The sequence below is a fragment of the Anaerococcus degeneri genome, assembly GCF_017874475.1.
Lineage (GTDB): Bacteria > Bacillota > Clostridia > Tissierellales > Peptoniphilaceae > Anaerococcus > Anaerococcus degeneri.
The window spans coordinates 1-15605 of the sequence record NZ_JAGGLO010000016.1; the positions used below are offsets into that span (position 1 = coordinate 1).

General features: G+C 36.9%; 7 protein-coding genes. All 7 read right to left on the reverse strand.

Translation table 11 applies throughout. The annotated features are described in order from the left end of the window. The coding region (locus J2Z38_RS09960) for a DEAD/DEAH box helicase family protein (RefSeq protein WP_209775148.1) at positions 1-6449 on the reverse strand (6449 nt) is incomplete at its 3' end. An 84-nt stretch (positions 6450-6533) separates the two neighbouring features. Next, positions 6534-7337: a KilA-N domain-containing protein gene (locus tag J2Z38_RS09965; protein ID WP_002843620.1), complete on the reverse strand. Its 804-nt coding sequence runs from the start codon at positions 7335-7337 to the stop codon at positions 6534-6536. An 84-nt stretch (positions 7338-7421) separates the two neighbouring features. Continuing rightward, positions 7422-9128, reverse strand: a complete 1707-nt coding sequence (locus tag J2Z38_RS09970) for a DNA topoisomerase 3 (RefSeq protein ID WP_007894717.1) — start codon at positions 9126-9128, stop codon at positions 7422-7424. A gap of 89 nt (positions 9129-9217) precedes the next feature. Then, positions 9218-10459 carry a group II intron reverse transcriptase/maturase gene (gene ltrA, locus J2Z38_RS09975; RefSeq protein WP_233463528.1) on the reverse strand — a complete coding sequence of 414 codons (1242 nt, stop codon included), beginning with the start codon at positions 10457-10459 and terminating at the stop codon, positions 9218-9220. A 596-nt stretch (positions 10460-11055) separates the two neighbouring features. Then, positions 11056-13245 (reverse strand): CD1107 family mobile element protein, encoded by a 2190-nt coding sequence (locus J2Z38_RS09980; RefSeq protein ID WP_007894787.1) that lies wholly within the window; start codon positions 13243-13245, stop codon positions 11056-11058. Beyond that, complete coding sequence (locus J2Z38_RS09985) at positions 13223-13459, reverse strand: hypothetical protein (RefSeq protein ID WP_000711923.1); 237 nt, start codon at positions 13457-13459, stop codon at positions 13223-13225. Before J2Z38_RS09985 ends, J2Z38_RS09980 begins: the two co-directional genes overlap by 23 nt. A gap of 12 nt (positions 13460-13471) precedes the next feature. Next, complete coding sequence (locus J2Z38_RS09990) at positions 13472-15604, reverse strand: CHAP domain-containing protein (protein WP_007894794.1); 2133 nt, start codon at positions 15602-15604, stop codon at positions 13472-13474. Position 15605 lies beyond the last annotated feature (1 nt).

Here is a 15605-nt window from a genome sequence, read left to right on the forward strand (position 1 = left end):
GTACCAGTAGCAAATACAACTCCCTTGCCATCTGTCATTTCATCCATATACCTACATTTCATATACATATCCGAAGACTTAAAGGCTTCACTTTGCCCGATACCTGCAACATTACGCATTTTGGTATAGAGATAAAGGTTCTTAAAGCCATGTGCCTCGTCAACAAAGAGCTTATCAACTCCTAATTCCTCAAAGGTAATCACATCGTCTTTCTTAAAATCATCATTTAATTTTTCAAGCCTTGTTTCCAGTTTTTTCTTTGTCTTTTCGAGCTGTTTCACAGTAAAGTTCTGATTTCTGTCATGCTTGTATTCTTCTACATAGTTTACGATTTCATCAATCTGATCTTGAATATGCTTTTCCTGATATTCCTTACTCATAGGAATTTTTTCAAACTGCGTATGTCCGATAACAACCGCATCGTATTCCCCTGTAGCAATCTTGCCTATAAACCTCTTTCTGTTTTTCGGCTCAAAGTCTTTCTTATCAGCCACCATAATATTCGCTGACGGATATAGCTGCATAAACTCACGACCGATTTGCCCTGTTAAGTGATTTGGGACAACAAACAAGGACTTACTGCACATTCCAAGCCTTTTACTCTCCATTGCAGAAGCTACCATTTCAAAGGTCTTTCCACTGCCTACTACATGGGCAAGCAAGGTGTTTCCTCCATAAAGGCTTCTTGCTATAGCATTTCTTTGATGAGGTCTTAAGTCAATCTCCGTATTCATTCCCTCAAAGGAAAGATTGCTTCCGTCATATTCTCTGTTACGGATAGAGTTAAAACGCTCATTATACAGCTTTACAAGACGGCTTCTTCTTTCCTGATCGTTAAATATCCAGTTCTTAAATTCTTCTTTTAATAACTCCTGCTTTTGTCCTGCAAGCATGGTTTCTTTTTTATTTAAGACAGAAGTTTTAGAGCCGTCCGGATTTACAATTTGGTCAAATACCTTTGTTTCTTTAAGGTTTAAGGCATCTTCAATCAGCTTATAGGCATTTACCCTCGATGTACCAAAGGTCATTTCAGCAAGTTCATTTCCTCTGTCCTTGCTTTTTCCTTCTACATTCCATTCGCTTGTAAGGTTGGAAAATTTTACCTTAATATCCCATCTTGCATATCCCGGAGTTTTTAACGTTTCAAAAATAAATTTCTCAATATCTTTAATCGGTATCCAAGTTGCACCAAGACGCACATTGATTTCACTTGCTTCTAATTCCTTTGGAAGAACTTTTGTAAGCTCTGCTTTTTGGTATTCCAAACGGTTCATTTCATAGCTTATCAGCTCTTTTTCTTTTCCATTTTCTTCATAGCCAAGATGAGGGAGTTCTCTTTCCGTTTGTCTGAGCTTTGATAAGTAACTGTCTACTATGGCAATCTTATCCCTTATATTCCCACTTAAATATTCATCCTTTGTTACATAGCCATATTTGTAGGAGTTGCTGCCATTTGCACAAGCAAAAGGTAAATCCCCATCCTCCAAGTTAAATGAAAGCGGTCTGTAAAAGTTTTGTTCCTCTCTAATATTTAAGTAGATTTCCCCTCGAAGCTCCTCAATTAAAGTCGGTCTGTCTTTTCCTGTAAGACTTCCCATATAGTCAAAGTCCACATATCCTTTTTCAGACACCGATAAGACAAGGGCTTCTAAAGAAGTATCCACATGGTCTATAACTTTAGCCTTTGTAATAGTTCTTTTGGAGAAAATATCTCCCTTTGCCTTGAAATTTTCTTCTTCATCAAGGATTTCTATGGAGGAAACAAGAGGGAAGTTGCTATCCTCTTTCAAGGCTCTGGTATTACTTAGGTTATTTACAAAGCCATGTTTCTTTGAAAAGTTATCATAAACTTCGTTTAATCTTTTTTGAGAAGCCTTGATTTCTTCTTCGCTGAAATCTTCCTTCTGCTTGTAAATCACATCTTTTAAGGCAGCATTCAGTTCAAGGTAATCCTTGATTTTTTCTTTATTCTTGTCTGATACTTCCTTTTTGATAAAGAGTGAGTTTTCTCTATAATAAACTTCATCATCAATTAAGGTGTATGAGAAGTTCTTTACATCATCGGTTGCAGGGATAGAAGTTATTTCATCATCAAGTAGCTCTATTTCTTCATACTTTGCATCTTTTGAAATTCTTTCTCCCGCAATCTCGATACGATCCTTTAACGAAGCCATATTGTTCTCTTGCCCTAAAAAGGCTATCGGCTCACAAGTTAGAGTTTTCCCAAATCTACCACTTACTTCACGCATAGAACCAAGCACTTGTTCAGGATGATTCACAAAATATTTGTTATATACAAGCCCGTTTTCATCTTCCGCAAGATGTATCCAATCTTCCTCTCGCTCAAGTACGCTATCTCTTTTCTTTAAGAAGATAATATCTGAAGTAACTTCTGTGCCGGCTACGCCCTTAAAGGTATCGTTTGGAAGCCTTATTGCTCCTAAAAATTCGGCTCTTGCTGCGAGATACCTTCTAACACTTTCGTCTTTTTTATCCATCGTTCCTGAAGATGTGATAAAGGCGATAACGCCACCATTTCTAACCTTATCAATGGATTTTGCAAAGAAGTAGTCGTGAATAAGAAAGTTATTACGATTGTATTCCCTGTCATTTACCTTATACTCTCCAAATGGAACATTTCCGATTGCGATATCAAAGAAGTTGTTGGAAAATCCCGTTTCTTCAAGTCCCTTAACCTGTATATCACTTTCAGGGTATAGCAGCTTTCCAATACGCCCGCTTACCGAATCAAGTTCCACACCATAAAATTTTGACTTATTCATTTCATCAGGTAGATTACCGATAAAGTTCCCAACACCCATTGACGGTTCAAGGATATTGCCCTGTTTAAATCCCATACCTGAAAGTGTCTTATATACGCCATCAATAACGGTTTTCGGTGTGTAAAAGCTCGTTAAGGTTGATTCTCTTGCAGCTTCATATTCTGATGACGATAGATTTTCCTTTAAGAAAGCTCTTGCCTCTTTCCACTGTCCATCCTTACTTTCATCAAAGACATCAGCAAGTCCACCCCAACCAACATATTTCGCTAAAACTTCCTGAGCTGTAATATCAAGCTCTCGTTCTCCGCTTCCCACTCTGTTAAGCATAGAGATTGCTTCAAGATTATTGTTTAACCTCTCACTTGGAGATAACTTTGAAGGAAGCGTTTCTTCTGTAATCTTGAAATTGTGAGCCTGATTTTTCTTTATCTCTGCTTCCTCAAAAGTCTTTTCGGATTTTATATAAGTCAGATTTTCAAAGATTTTATCAAGCTCACTTTCCTTACGATAAGGAATTACATCGGAGCCTGTAATCATACCTCCAAGATATTCGGTATTATCCTTAACCGTTACTGTGTTTAGGTTATTTCCCATATCATCAAATCTTGTGATGGTATAGTCTTTTCCCTTATACTTCACTTCATCGCCGATGATAAATTCAGGTCTTTCAAGACTTACTTGTCTTAATAAATCCTCATTATCCGTAAAGGATACAATCGGTATTTGATGATTACCTTGCCTTACAGGATCAAGCCACAAATCATTTCTTCCTGTGATTTGATTTTTAGAAATCTCCCTTACTTTGTACTCCTCATGATTAAAATAGATGGTATCGCCTTCTTTAACTGCAAACTCATCTAAAGGGCTGTCCTCTTTTTCGTTAAGCTCTACTTCTTCTTTTTCCTTTAGATAATCTAATAAGGTAGCCTGAAAAGGTTCTGCCTGTATGCTTTCTTCTACTTCTTCAGGTGCTTCAAGCTCTGCAATATTGTCCTCAAAGCTAAGTTCTCCGTTAAAGACATGCTGAAGCTCCTGCTCATCCATCTGCTTTTTAAGTTCACTGTCTTTAAGTTCTCTAAAGGTCTTTGGAAAATCCTCTAAAACAAGTCTTTGGGCATTTAATTCCTTTAGCTCCTCAAGATTAAAATATCCCCATTCAGGTTCAATTCCTAAAACAAGTCCAAAAGCGTCTTTGCTTTCTCTATCGTACTCCGTCATATACCAAGTCCAGTTGCTTCTAAATGGAATGATATATGCTGCATGAACCTGTTTGTCTGCTAAAGCTACATCTTCCTGTGCATAAAGTTCAGGAACTTTCTCAAGCATTTCATCAGTCATTAGATTATTTGGATCATCTTTAGAATAATAACTTGGCTCTTTTTGTTCTTCTATCTCATCCTTTCTTTCAATGTCCTTTTCTTCAAGATAAAGATTCTTAGAAAGCAGTTCATCTATATGCTTTGCTACATTTGACCATGTAAGAAAAACATCGTTACAATGATTCTTCTGTAATTTAAGTCCCTTTGCATCATGCCATTCATCACTTCCCATTGCCCCTGAAACAGCATGAGAACCTCCACCAATTCCATACTCGTCTTTTATGAAATTTGCTTTTTCCTGAAGCGTATGGTTTTCTTTAAAATACTTTGTAATTCTTTCTTTCCCTTGATCAAAGCCGCTTCCTCTTGAAATCGTAGCAAGGACTTCATCTTCTGTAATAAAGCCATGTACCTTTGGAAGTTCGGTTAAGTTAGAGATATATTCCTTTCTCGGAATTGCAAGCTCCTCTAATCTCTGGTAAAGGCTATCTACCTTGTGATAATGAAACCTTAGTACATCTTTGTTTTCTTTATATCCTGTCAAAAAGCGACTGTACTCGGAAATAACATTCTTTAGATAGTCAGGATTTTTAAGAGCTTCCGATAACTGTCTTGTTTCTTTCGGAAAGCCACCACCTCTTTCTATAAAGTCAAAATAGCCTTGTGCTTTCCCTTCTTCACTTAAATCGTGGTATAGATACCATAAGGATTCTGAAACTCTATCTCTTTCATAGTCCTGTGCTTCAGAAAGCTCTACATTTGTTGCAAACTCTCCATTTTCCAAAAGTTCATTGATTCTTCTTGCAGCATTACTCCAGCTTAAAATTTGCGTGCTATCTTCTCTTGCAGAAGTTCCATAAGCTAAATGAATACCTTTATCCGAATACCAGGAAGATACTTCTGTTCCATTAAGAAATAAACCGTTTCCGCCTCTAAAGGTATCTTTAAGGTATTCTCCTAATTCTTCTACTGTTTTCCCTTTGGAAAATTCAGCAATAATAGGAAGTCTACCACCCTCATGATTTCCACCGTTTACAAGAATACTGTCAATATCATTTTGAGTAAGAGGTATTGTAAGTTTAATCTGTCCTAATCTGTTTTCAGGCAAAGAAAAAGAAGCCTTGTCAGCTTCTCTTATCTCTTTATCCGTATTTTCTTTTAGATTTCCACTATTTCCTTGATTGTCATTTCTTTGAGAGCTGAAATCATCGCTTTGTACTGCGGATGGCTCTCGTCCTCTATCTTCCAAGCTATCATCAGTTTCGGCTTCTCTGCTCTCATAAACTCTATTGCCTGTTTCTGAATATCCATCAGGTGTCCTATCAGCTTCTTCTCCTTGTATAGATCCACTAACATCTCGAAGTGGCTCTGCTCCTCGCTGTTTGAAAGATAATCCAGCCTCATCACTGCGTACACCGGATTCGGATATTCCCTCATAAAGTCCATCTCTTCCTCTAACTGATTCAGCGTATTCTCTTTGATTTTCTCTATTATCTCGTCCGTACTCTCCATTTCGGAAAATTCGCTCGTTTTCACTAATTCTTTCCTGATCATCTCGTCGAAGTACATTTTCTTCTACCTCCTCTAATTCTTCTTTTATTTTATTATATCCTGCTTCTTTACCTCTTAACACTTCTTTTTGAAGCTCTAACTCTTTGCTTTTTTGAATGGTAGCATCAATTATATTTCCGCTAATATCCGACACCGTTTCTCCAAGGCTCATAAGAGAAATGCTGTCAAGCATTGCAAAGTTTTCCTTTAGAAGCTCCGTATCCATAGGATAGTCTAACTTAAATCTTGAAGCTACTGCATAGCTTACCGAGTTCCTCACAAACTTGGTAAAGGCTATTCTGTCCTCATCGGATATTCTAAGCTCATTCATCAAGCTATCTATCTTTTTATCTCCGTAGAGCCTGCTTAAAGAAAAGATGTTTTCTAAGGTGCTTTCACTTTCTTCATAGCCTTCAACTTTTATCATTTCTTTTAATACATCTCTATGAGATTCTTTATCAAATCTCCAAAGATTTACTTCATTGACATCTCTGTTTTGGGAAACGGTTTGACTTATATCAAAGATATAGTCCACCTTTTTATATGTGCCATAGTCCTCTAAAATGGGGATACCTTTTTGTCCTCTCATAACAGTTCGATTAAAGCGTTCCCTCCAGTAGTCAAACTTGGCACAAGCTGTCGCTTCAGGATTTTTATCATAAATACTTAACTGACTTCTAAAGTCATACCTCTGATTGTTTCCGACAACCTTTAAGAGCTTCAGATACTCTGCTTCACTCTGCAGAATATCTTGTTTTATTAGCTCCAAGATGTTATGAAAATCATTTATTCGCATGTTTACCTCCTTCTTTTTTGCATGAAAAAAAGGCGGTTAGATTTTACTCTAATCACCTTTGTACTACATATTGATATTATCCTTTTATTTCAACTTTTTAATTGATTCACTCTCGGATAATATTTTCATCTGTTCAATTGCTATTGAATTTAGTTTTTCCAGTCTTTCAGATTGACTCATGCCCTCATTTATAAATACCGCATTAAGATTTTCAAGATTAGAAAGGCATACAAGCTGCGATATATCTGCATAATCTCTAATATTCCCTTTTAAATCCGGATTTTCATCACGCCATTCTTTCGCTGTTATTCCAAACAAAGAAACATTAAGAATATCCGCCTCACTTGCATAAATAAAGTTGATTTTTTCTTTTGAAAGTTTTTCGGGTACAAGCTTATTTTTAATGGCATCTGTATGAATCCTATAATTGATTTTTGCCAAATTCCTTTTTATATCCCAGCCTAACTTCTTTTGTTCTTCTTCCTTTAAGCGTTCAAATTCCTTAATCAAATACAATTTAAAGTATGGAGATACCCAAGAAGCAAACTCAAATGCTATATCTTTGTGAGCATAAGTTCCGCCATATCTTCCTGCTCTCGCAACTATACCGATAGAATTCGTTTTTTCTACCCACTGCTTAACAGATAAAATAAATCGGTTAAATCCTGCTTCATTTTTAATTCCCTCGAATTCGGGGGAATTAAAATTGGTATTATACATTTCTTCCCAAATACCTAAAAACTCTATTGTGTTCTTGTTTCTAAGCCATTTTTCTATTAAAGCAGATCCGTTCTCAATATTTCTAACCATATCTGTTAAAGAAATGTAATCCCTATTATCTATGGCAATAATGCTGATTTCTGAACCTTCAACATTTATTTTAGACACATAATCACCTCTCAATCATTACATTGATTATCTTATATTATAGCATTTTTAGGGCATTTTTTCCATCTTAAAATAAGTGCCATCTTACTTGCTATAAGTTGAAACCACTTCTTTTATCTCAGTTTCAATTGCCTCTAAAAAATTTTTCTTTGATGATTTTCCCTGTGCAATATCCGATAACTCCATTTCCCACTTTGCTGTTGTTTCTGCGGATTTAAAGGTACCAGCTACAATCGTTACAAGGCTGATTCCCTTATGTGTAGCAATAAGGTTTTTCTTATCTCTCTCAATAAATCCTTTGAAAATTAAGTTTTCAATAATCCCTGCTCTTGTTGCAGGTGTTCCAAGTCCTTTTCGCTCGACCTCTACACCTTTTTCCAGTGCATCATTACCAGCCACTTCCATTGCTTTCAAAAGCGTATCTTCAGTAAAGTGTTTCGGTGGTGTTGTGTACTTTTCTTTTATTTCCTTGTTTTCAATGCTCAATACATCACCAATGTTCACATCAGGAAGTACCATATCTTCATTTTTCTTAGACTTATATTCTTTAAGATATTTTGTAAAACCTTCATCTTTAATTGTCTTACCTGAGCTTGTAAAAGTAAAGCTATCGAATTCAGCTACAATCTTCGTTGTATTTTCCACTAAAGGATAGCCCACACTTGCGTGGAATTTATCGGATATAAGGAAGTAAACTTTAGCTTCACTTAAAGGAAGTTCTGAAACATCTTCTTTTAAGGAACTGATTGTCGGGATAATAGCATGATGATCCGTAACCTTTTCAGAGTTAAATACCGTCTTAATACGCTCTGTATCAAAATCATTTTTCCCTAAAATGTTATTAACCGTACTTACAATCATATCTTCCGTTAAGCATCTGCTGTCTGTTCTTGGATAGGTAATCAGTTTTTTCTCGTATAGGCTCTGTGCATAATCAAGTGTTTGCTTGGCACTATATCCAAAATACTTATTGCACTCTCTTTGAAGTGTTGTAAGGTCAAAAGGCAAATCAGGCTTTGTTATCTTTTCCTTTTGAATAACATCGGTAATTCCTATCTTATCGCCAACTAAATTGATTAGCTGTTCAGCAGCAACCTCATCATCAATTCTCTCTGTTGATAGTGTAAAACCATTCATAGAAAGTTCGACTGTAAAATATTTTTCTTTCTTAAAATTTGCTATCTCATCATCTCTATTTACAATCATGGCAAGGGTAGGTGTTTGAACTCTTCCCACACTGTAATTTTGCTTGTATAGACACGAATAGAGTCTGCTTAAATTCATTCCCACAAGCCAATCTGCAATCGCCCTTGCTTGTGATGATTCGAATAGATTATCGTAAAAACTTCCGTCTTTCAGGTTATCAAAACCCTCTTTTATGGCACTATCTTCCATTGATGAAATCCAAAGGCGTTTCATCTTCTTTTTACAATTTGCCTGATTGTAGACAAGCCTGAAGATTGCTTCTCCCTCACGCCCTGCATCGCAAGCATTTATCACGATGTCTATGTCCTTATCGTCCATGAGCTTTTTAAGAATCGTAAATTGTTTCTTTGTGGACTTTGCAATCTCATACTTATATTCTTTTGGAATAATCGGCAAATCAGCCATATTCCACTTTGCGTACCTTTCATCGTAGCTTTCCGGATTTGCCATTTTAATTAAGTGTCCAACACACCAACTTACCTTGTATCCGTTTCCCTCATAGTATCCGTCTTTCTTTTTTGTAGCTCCAATCACTTTTGCAATAGAGATTGCAACACTTGGCTTTTCAGCAATTACAAGTTTCATCTATATTTTTCCTCCTGTTTTTCAATCGAGTAGGGAGGACTTTCTCCTCCCTCTCACACCACGGAGCGTGCCGTTCGGCACTCCGCGGTTCAATTCAAATAGTAATCTAAACAACTAATGAGTCCTCGCTTTGCGAGGATTTCTTTTGTTATCCTGCGAAGTCCGGCTGTTTTTGCTACCGCCTGATAATGGTCTGCAAACCCTACAGATTGTCTCGCCATCCACTCTGGTACACCAAGCTTCCTTAGTCCCCACATCCTTTTCTTACTAGTTTTCCATTGCTTCCATATAACTATCCTCATACGATTACGAAGATGTTTGTCTATTTTAGTCATATTTTGTTTCATCTTACCTATCCTAAAATAGTTTATCCATCCTCTTATCACCTGATTTAGTCTCAGTATCCTGTAGTCCATAGACACTGACCACGAACGATATGTTAGTTTCTTGAGCTTTCTCTTGAATCTGTTTATTGAATCTTTATGTGGTCTGGCTTCCCATTTTCCATTCATTTTCACAAAGCCAAATCCTAGGTACTTGAGACCTGTTGGTTTTGTGACTTTGGATTTAGTAGCATTTACCTTAAGGCTTAGCTTCCTCTCTATCCACGATGTGACCGTATGCATCACTCTATTTGCAGCTGCACTGCTTGCAACGGTTATTATGCAGTCATCTGCATATCTAACAAAGTGCAAGCCTCGTGCTTCTAACTCTTTGTCTAATTCATTGAGCATTATGTTACTAAGCAAAGGAGATAAGTTACCTCCTTGCGGAGTTCCTATAGTGGTTTCTTCATATTTACCTTTTACCATTACTCCTGCTCTTAGATACTTAGTTACAAGAGATATTACATCTGGGTCTTTCACCGTTTTGCCTACCAGGTACATAAGCTTGTCCTGTGGTACGTTATCAAAGAACTTTTCTAGGTCAATGTCCACTATGTATGTGTATCCATCATTTAGATATTCTAGTAGCTCTACTATTGCTTGTTGTGCTCTTCTACCTGGTCTAAATCCATAGCTATGTTCACTAAACTGTGGCTCAAACATTGGTGTTAGAATTTGGGCAATTGCTTGTTCTATGATTCTGTCTACTACTGTTGGAATTCCAAGGTTTCGTACTCCACCATTTGGTTTTGGTATTTCTACTCTGAGTACTGGTTGTGGTTTATATTTCCTTTTCAGGATTTTCGTTTTGATATCTATCCAGTTTTCTTTAAGGTATTTGTTAACATCTTCGATACTTATACCGTCTATGCCTCCGGCACCCTTATTGGCTTTTACCTTTTGGTATGCCATTTTCATGTTCTCTCTGGATAATATTTGATTCATTAGTTGTCCCATAGATTGTCTCACTTTCCTAATTTTCTTTTGTACATATTAACCCTATCTCCTGTGAAATGTTCACTCCGTTACGTCTTTGCTACTATATTTCTCGTCGGGCTTATATACTTAGTTTGATTAAGTCACTTTGACTTTTAGAATTGTTCAGCCCTTCGCTCCATTTCCATTACAGAAACTTCTCCACTACTATGGCTTCTGCTGACTTCTCACAGTTCGTTGTTACTAGATTTTCCTCTGTGAGACCTCACGGGATAAGTCGTCAGTCTTTCCTCGTCTACCTGCCTAATTTACTTACATAAGTTACGTTTGCCTTTTGGACTTCGTGACTTTATGCCCACTCATCCTTTATGTAAGCCTTGGTATTAGGTTTCTGTTCGTCAGGCTACGATTTTGCTATTGCTTCTTCTCGCCATCACCTCACGGTGATAACCTTGCAAGTTGCTATGAGGTTCGTCGGCAACTACGCCCTACGTGGACTTTCACCACAGACTGACGGCATGCCCGTCATACATATAAAAGGGCGAAAGATTTTACTCTCTCGCCCTGTGTTTTGCACCAAATATGAGATAGTTTTGGGTGCAAATTTATTCCAAATCATCATCTTCCTTATCTTCTGTTTCTGCTTTATCTACTTCATTTTCGCTTTCTTCCGCTTCTGAAAAGAAATCATCATCTTCCTCCTCAAAGCCTTCAAGCTCCTTATCTTCCTTTTTCTTAACGACCTTAAAATAATATCCTGCACCTAATGCTCCTGCTACTACAAGAATGAGAATTAAGTAGGTTCCTGTATTACTGCTTTCTTCCTTTTTTACAGGTTTAGGTTCTTCTTTTTCAGGTTCTTCCTTTGTAATTTCCTGTTTTGGAGCTTCTTTCTTTTCAACCATATTAAGAAGATCATCTTCGTATACTTCTGTTAGGAGCATAACATTCTCGCTATCCTCATCGTGATTGATGATTAAATGGAAGGTCTTGCCATTCTTAGTAGTAAAGGTAACAAACTGTCTTGCATCCGCTGAATACATATCCGTTTCTCTCTTATCACTGCTATCTCCATGATGAATCGGATAATCCTTGTTCGCATTATCCTTATTTTCCGTAACAGTTCCTCTTGCCTTTGATGGAGCAGAAGCAACTCCTTTATTGGTATTTACATTCTTACTTGAACCATCCATAGAGGAATCCTGACTGCTGTTATTGGCAGGTTGTTTCGGTGTCAGCTTATTGGGATAACGAACTTCTTTTTCTTTTCCATCGGTCTTGCCAACATTTGTGTCCTTTGTAATCTTTCCTGTATTATCCTGTGATGATGAGCCTTTACCCATATTACTTACCGATGTTTGAGGTAAGTTTCCTGTTCCTGTTTTCATTCCAGAGATAGGGCTGATTGGTGTTACAACAGGATTATGCGTAACAGGAGCTTTGCCAACCTCATTCGTCTTTTTCTCAAGCTCCTTAATTTTCTCAGTTAGCTTGTCTATCTCCTTCTTCATATCTGCTGATAAGTCTTTATCGTCTTTGCCCTTTTCAAGTTTTTCCTTCAGCTTATCTATTTTTTCCTCAAGGTCTTTGATTTTCTCCTTTTGCTTGTCGCTTAATTTATCCTTGTCCTTAATCTCCTGATTTAGCTTATCAAGTTTTTCCTGAAGTTCCTTAGATTCCTTTTCCATTTTGGAAATATCATCTTTGCTAAGCTCTGTTTGAGTTCCCTTATCTTCTGTTTTTGGCTTTTCCGTCTGCGTCTGAGCATTACTTTCTAACTTCTTTACAATTCGGATAATACTATCGCTTCCATCTCCTTTTACTGTATAGTTTACAAAATCGTCATTAAAGCTCATGTTATCAGGAAGCATTTCAAGATCAGACGCATCAATCACCTGATTTTTGTCAAAGAAAGCTGAATACTCCTTATATACCTTTCCATCCTGATATTGATATTTGACCTTTACTTCACTTTTTGTCTGACTTTCCTGATCCTTAGTATCCTTATTGTCTGTTTGAGCTGACGCATTCGCTACTCTCTTATATAAATCCTCTAAAGGTAATTCAAGGTAGGGTACACCGGTATGAAATCTATTCCATGTTTCAATAATCAGCTTGTCCTTAATAATCTTAATTTCTTTGACATTATTGATATTTGGATTTGCTTCCTTTACTCTGCCAATAATAGCGTTCTTTGTTTCCTCTTTAAGCTCTCCCTCATAGTCAACTGTTACTTTCTCAATTTTTCTATTTAACTGTAAAACAGGGCAGGTATAGACAATGACATTTGCTTTCTTTCCTTTTACAGTTCGTTCTTCCGCATTTTCTGTAATATCTCCAATATAGTAATTATCCTTATCTCTTGGAGAAACGATACTTGTAAAAGCACCTGTCCCTACATTGTGAATTCGATAATATGGATAGGGTTTCTTTGTCATGTATCTTAGATCATCTAACTCATTTTCCTTGTCCATATTCTCATTGGTAAAGGTTTCATTATACTTATCGACAACTACACCTCCCTTTTCTTCAAAAGATTTTGATAAGGAAAATTTAAAGTTCAATGGCTGACCTTCTTTATTTTCTTTTCCGACATAATAAAATCCTCTAAAGGTGTCATCTGAAGTATGATCCTCGAATTTCAGTTCATAATATGTTTCATATTTTTCAGGCGGTTCATTTGACGCAAATACTGTCTTTGCACCAACTTTTAACACCCCTAAAACTCCACCCATTAAGAGGGTAAAAGCTACAACAATAGCTGTAATTCTTTTATTTTTCAAACTGGTTTTCATTTGTCTTCTCCTTTTTCACTTCTGCTTTTTCTCTGTTTACTTTTGCCATTAAATCACTGATTGTAATGTTGTTCTTTCTGCAAATGGCAATAATTTCTTCGTTTTCAAGTTCTTCCTCACGAATGAACAAAGGCTCCAATTCTTCATCAATTAGAGCCTTTTTATCTTTTAATTTCTTTATTCTGTTTTTTACTGCTGTAAGTTCTTTTTTCAAATTGTGTCCTCCTTATCTGTTTACATTTGGCGGAAAGCCGAAACCTACGGGATGGTGCTTGCAGAAAGTTGCTATCCAATCATCTAAGGTAGTTACTCTGATTCGCCCGATATTATCTATTACCTTGCCATCGCCTATATAAATTCCCACATGACCATAGGTAAGTCCTGCTGTACTTCCGCTACTACTACTTTCAACTGCAACAAGCATTCCTACCTTGAGTTTTGATTTATCTGATGTAAAGGTGTAGTTTCGGTACATATCACAAGCATTTCCTCCGATATATCCAAGTCCTGCATTTTGATAGACCTGCGACACCCACATAGCACACCAGCCTGCACCCGGAGATGGCGTAATGTATGCAGCATTTACAATCTTCTTTTGAACTTCCGTAGAAGCCTCATACTCTTTTCCACCTCCGATACCTCCATTGGAAGCAATAAGGTCGCTATTACCAAAGGCTTCTCCCATATTGCCTTGAGCAAGGAATAAGGCTTCATAGTGTTTTAGATTGTCAGGATAGTTCGCAAAGACTTCTCTGATGATACTGTCCATTTCCCTTTTATGAAGGGTTACAATGAGTTTCTTGTACTCGTAAGGTTCTTCATGGCTTTCGGTATATTCATTTCCATCTTCATCGGTATAGGTTTCTGTAACTGTCCTGTATCTGATTTCTACTTCTTCCTTATACTCAAGGTCATACATGGACTTAAAAAGCTCATTTAATACGGAGCTTACTTCCGATACATTCTTTACTTCTCCGCACCTTGATGTAATGTAGGATAAAAGCTCATGGACATTATGACCGATGTACTCTGTGTTATTTAGGATGTACTCGTCATATCCGGGATAATTCTCTTTGACATGATCAACCTCGTTTTGAAGCTCACTTTCCATAGCGGAAAAGTTCTGATTGATTTCATTTAGGACATTTGGCTTTGACAAATAGCTTGTTGTAAGAACAGAACTTGTGGAGTTCATAAAGCCTGTCATTCCCGTTCCTGCAAAGTTGATAAAGAAAGTTCCCAAAATAATAAGACCTATGAAGATAATCATAAGTCCCTTTGCTTTTCTTAATATGACTTCCTTTGAACTTTTAAGACTGCCTATAAGCCCTTCCTTAATGCGATCTCTAAGCCTTGACTTATTCTGCCTTTTAATGGAATCTTTCATCTGCTTTCGCTTCTGAAATCGCTTAAAGTTATTTGCTTTTTGATACTCCTGTGTCTTTTTTAGCTCCTCTTTGGCATCTCGAAACTCCAATTTGGATTTTCGCTTTCTGATTTTATAGTCCTTATTCGTAAGGTCATATCCTTTCTTCGCCTTTTTCTTATCAGAATATTTCTTTATGCCATGAATGAGTTTCGAGCTTGCGTCCGCTGTCTTTTCTCCTGCTTCCACCCCTTTGTTTTCATCGCTTCCATGGGATAAGTAATCTCTTACGGTTTCACTTCCTTTAGCAAGTCCTGAAAGGGCAGATACTTTTACCATATCTTTCTTTAGCTTTTTCTTCTGCTCTTTAGAAAGTCTGCTATGAACTTTTTCGCTGACAGCATCTGTTCCCGCCTTTTTACCTTCAGTCTTATTTTCCTTTGATACATCTTCTTTTTTTCTTGTATAAAGGCTTTCGGTGTAGTTTTTCCTCTTATGCTTTCTCTTTTTAGCCTCATAACTTTTAGAGGAACTTCCAATAAACTCATCTTTTTTATGGAGATTATCATCCACATCATAAGTTGACTCAAAATAGTCGCTGTCCCTAAAGTCATTGTCATATCTATCTATGATTCCGTCATTGTCGAGGTCTTTTCCTAAAGGATCATAGATTATTCCATTTTTAACCTCCGTAATATAATCCGATCTTCCTGTTTCAGTGACAAAAGCTACGCTATCCTTATCAGAAGCTCTATACCTTGCATTTCTTTTGGAAGTTTTTCCGTTTTGTTCAGTTTCTATGCTTCTCTTACTGACCTTTTCATGCACCTTATCTTGAAATCGGTCTTTATCATGGACAATTTTTCCTCTGTAATCATCGTTATGCTTTAACTTACTTTCTTCAGGCTCTATACTGCCATTACTTTGCAATGTTTCCTTTTCTATCCTTGCTCTTTGCCTTTCCTTAAAGTCCTTTTTCAGTTTCTTTCCCATA

Bases quoted from the DNA above. Each gene is read 5' to 3' on its own strand.
- J2Z38_RS09970 (WP_007894717.1), bottom strand. From the start codon at position 9,128: ATGAAACTTGTAATTGCTGAAAAGCCAAGTGTTGCAATCTCTATTGCA.
- ltrA (WP_233463528.1), bottom strand. From the start codon at position 10,459: ATGAATCAAATATTATCCAGAGAGAACATGAAAATGGCATACCAAAAG.
- J2Z38_RS09980 (WP_007894787.1), bottom strand. From the start codon at position 13,245: ATGAAAACCAGTTTGAAAAATAAAAGAATTACAGCTATTGTTGTAGCT.
- J2Z38_RS09990 (WP_007894794.1), bottom strand. From the start codon at position 15,604: ATGGGAAAGAAACTGAAAAAGGACTTTAAGGAAAGGCAAAGAGCAAGG.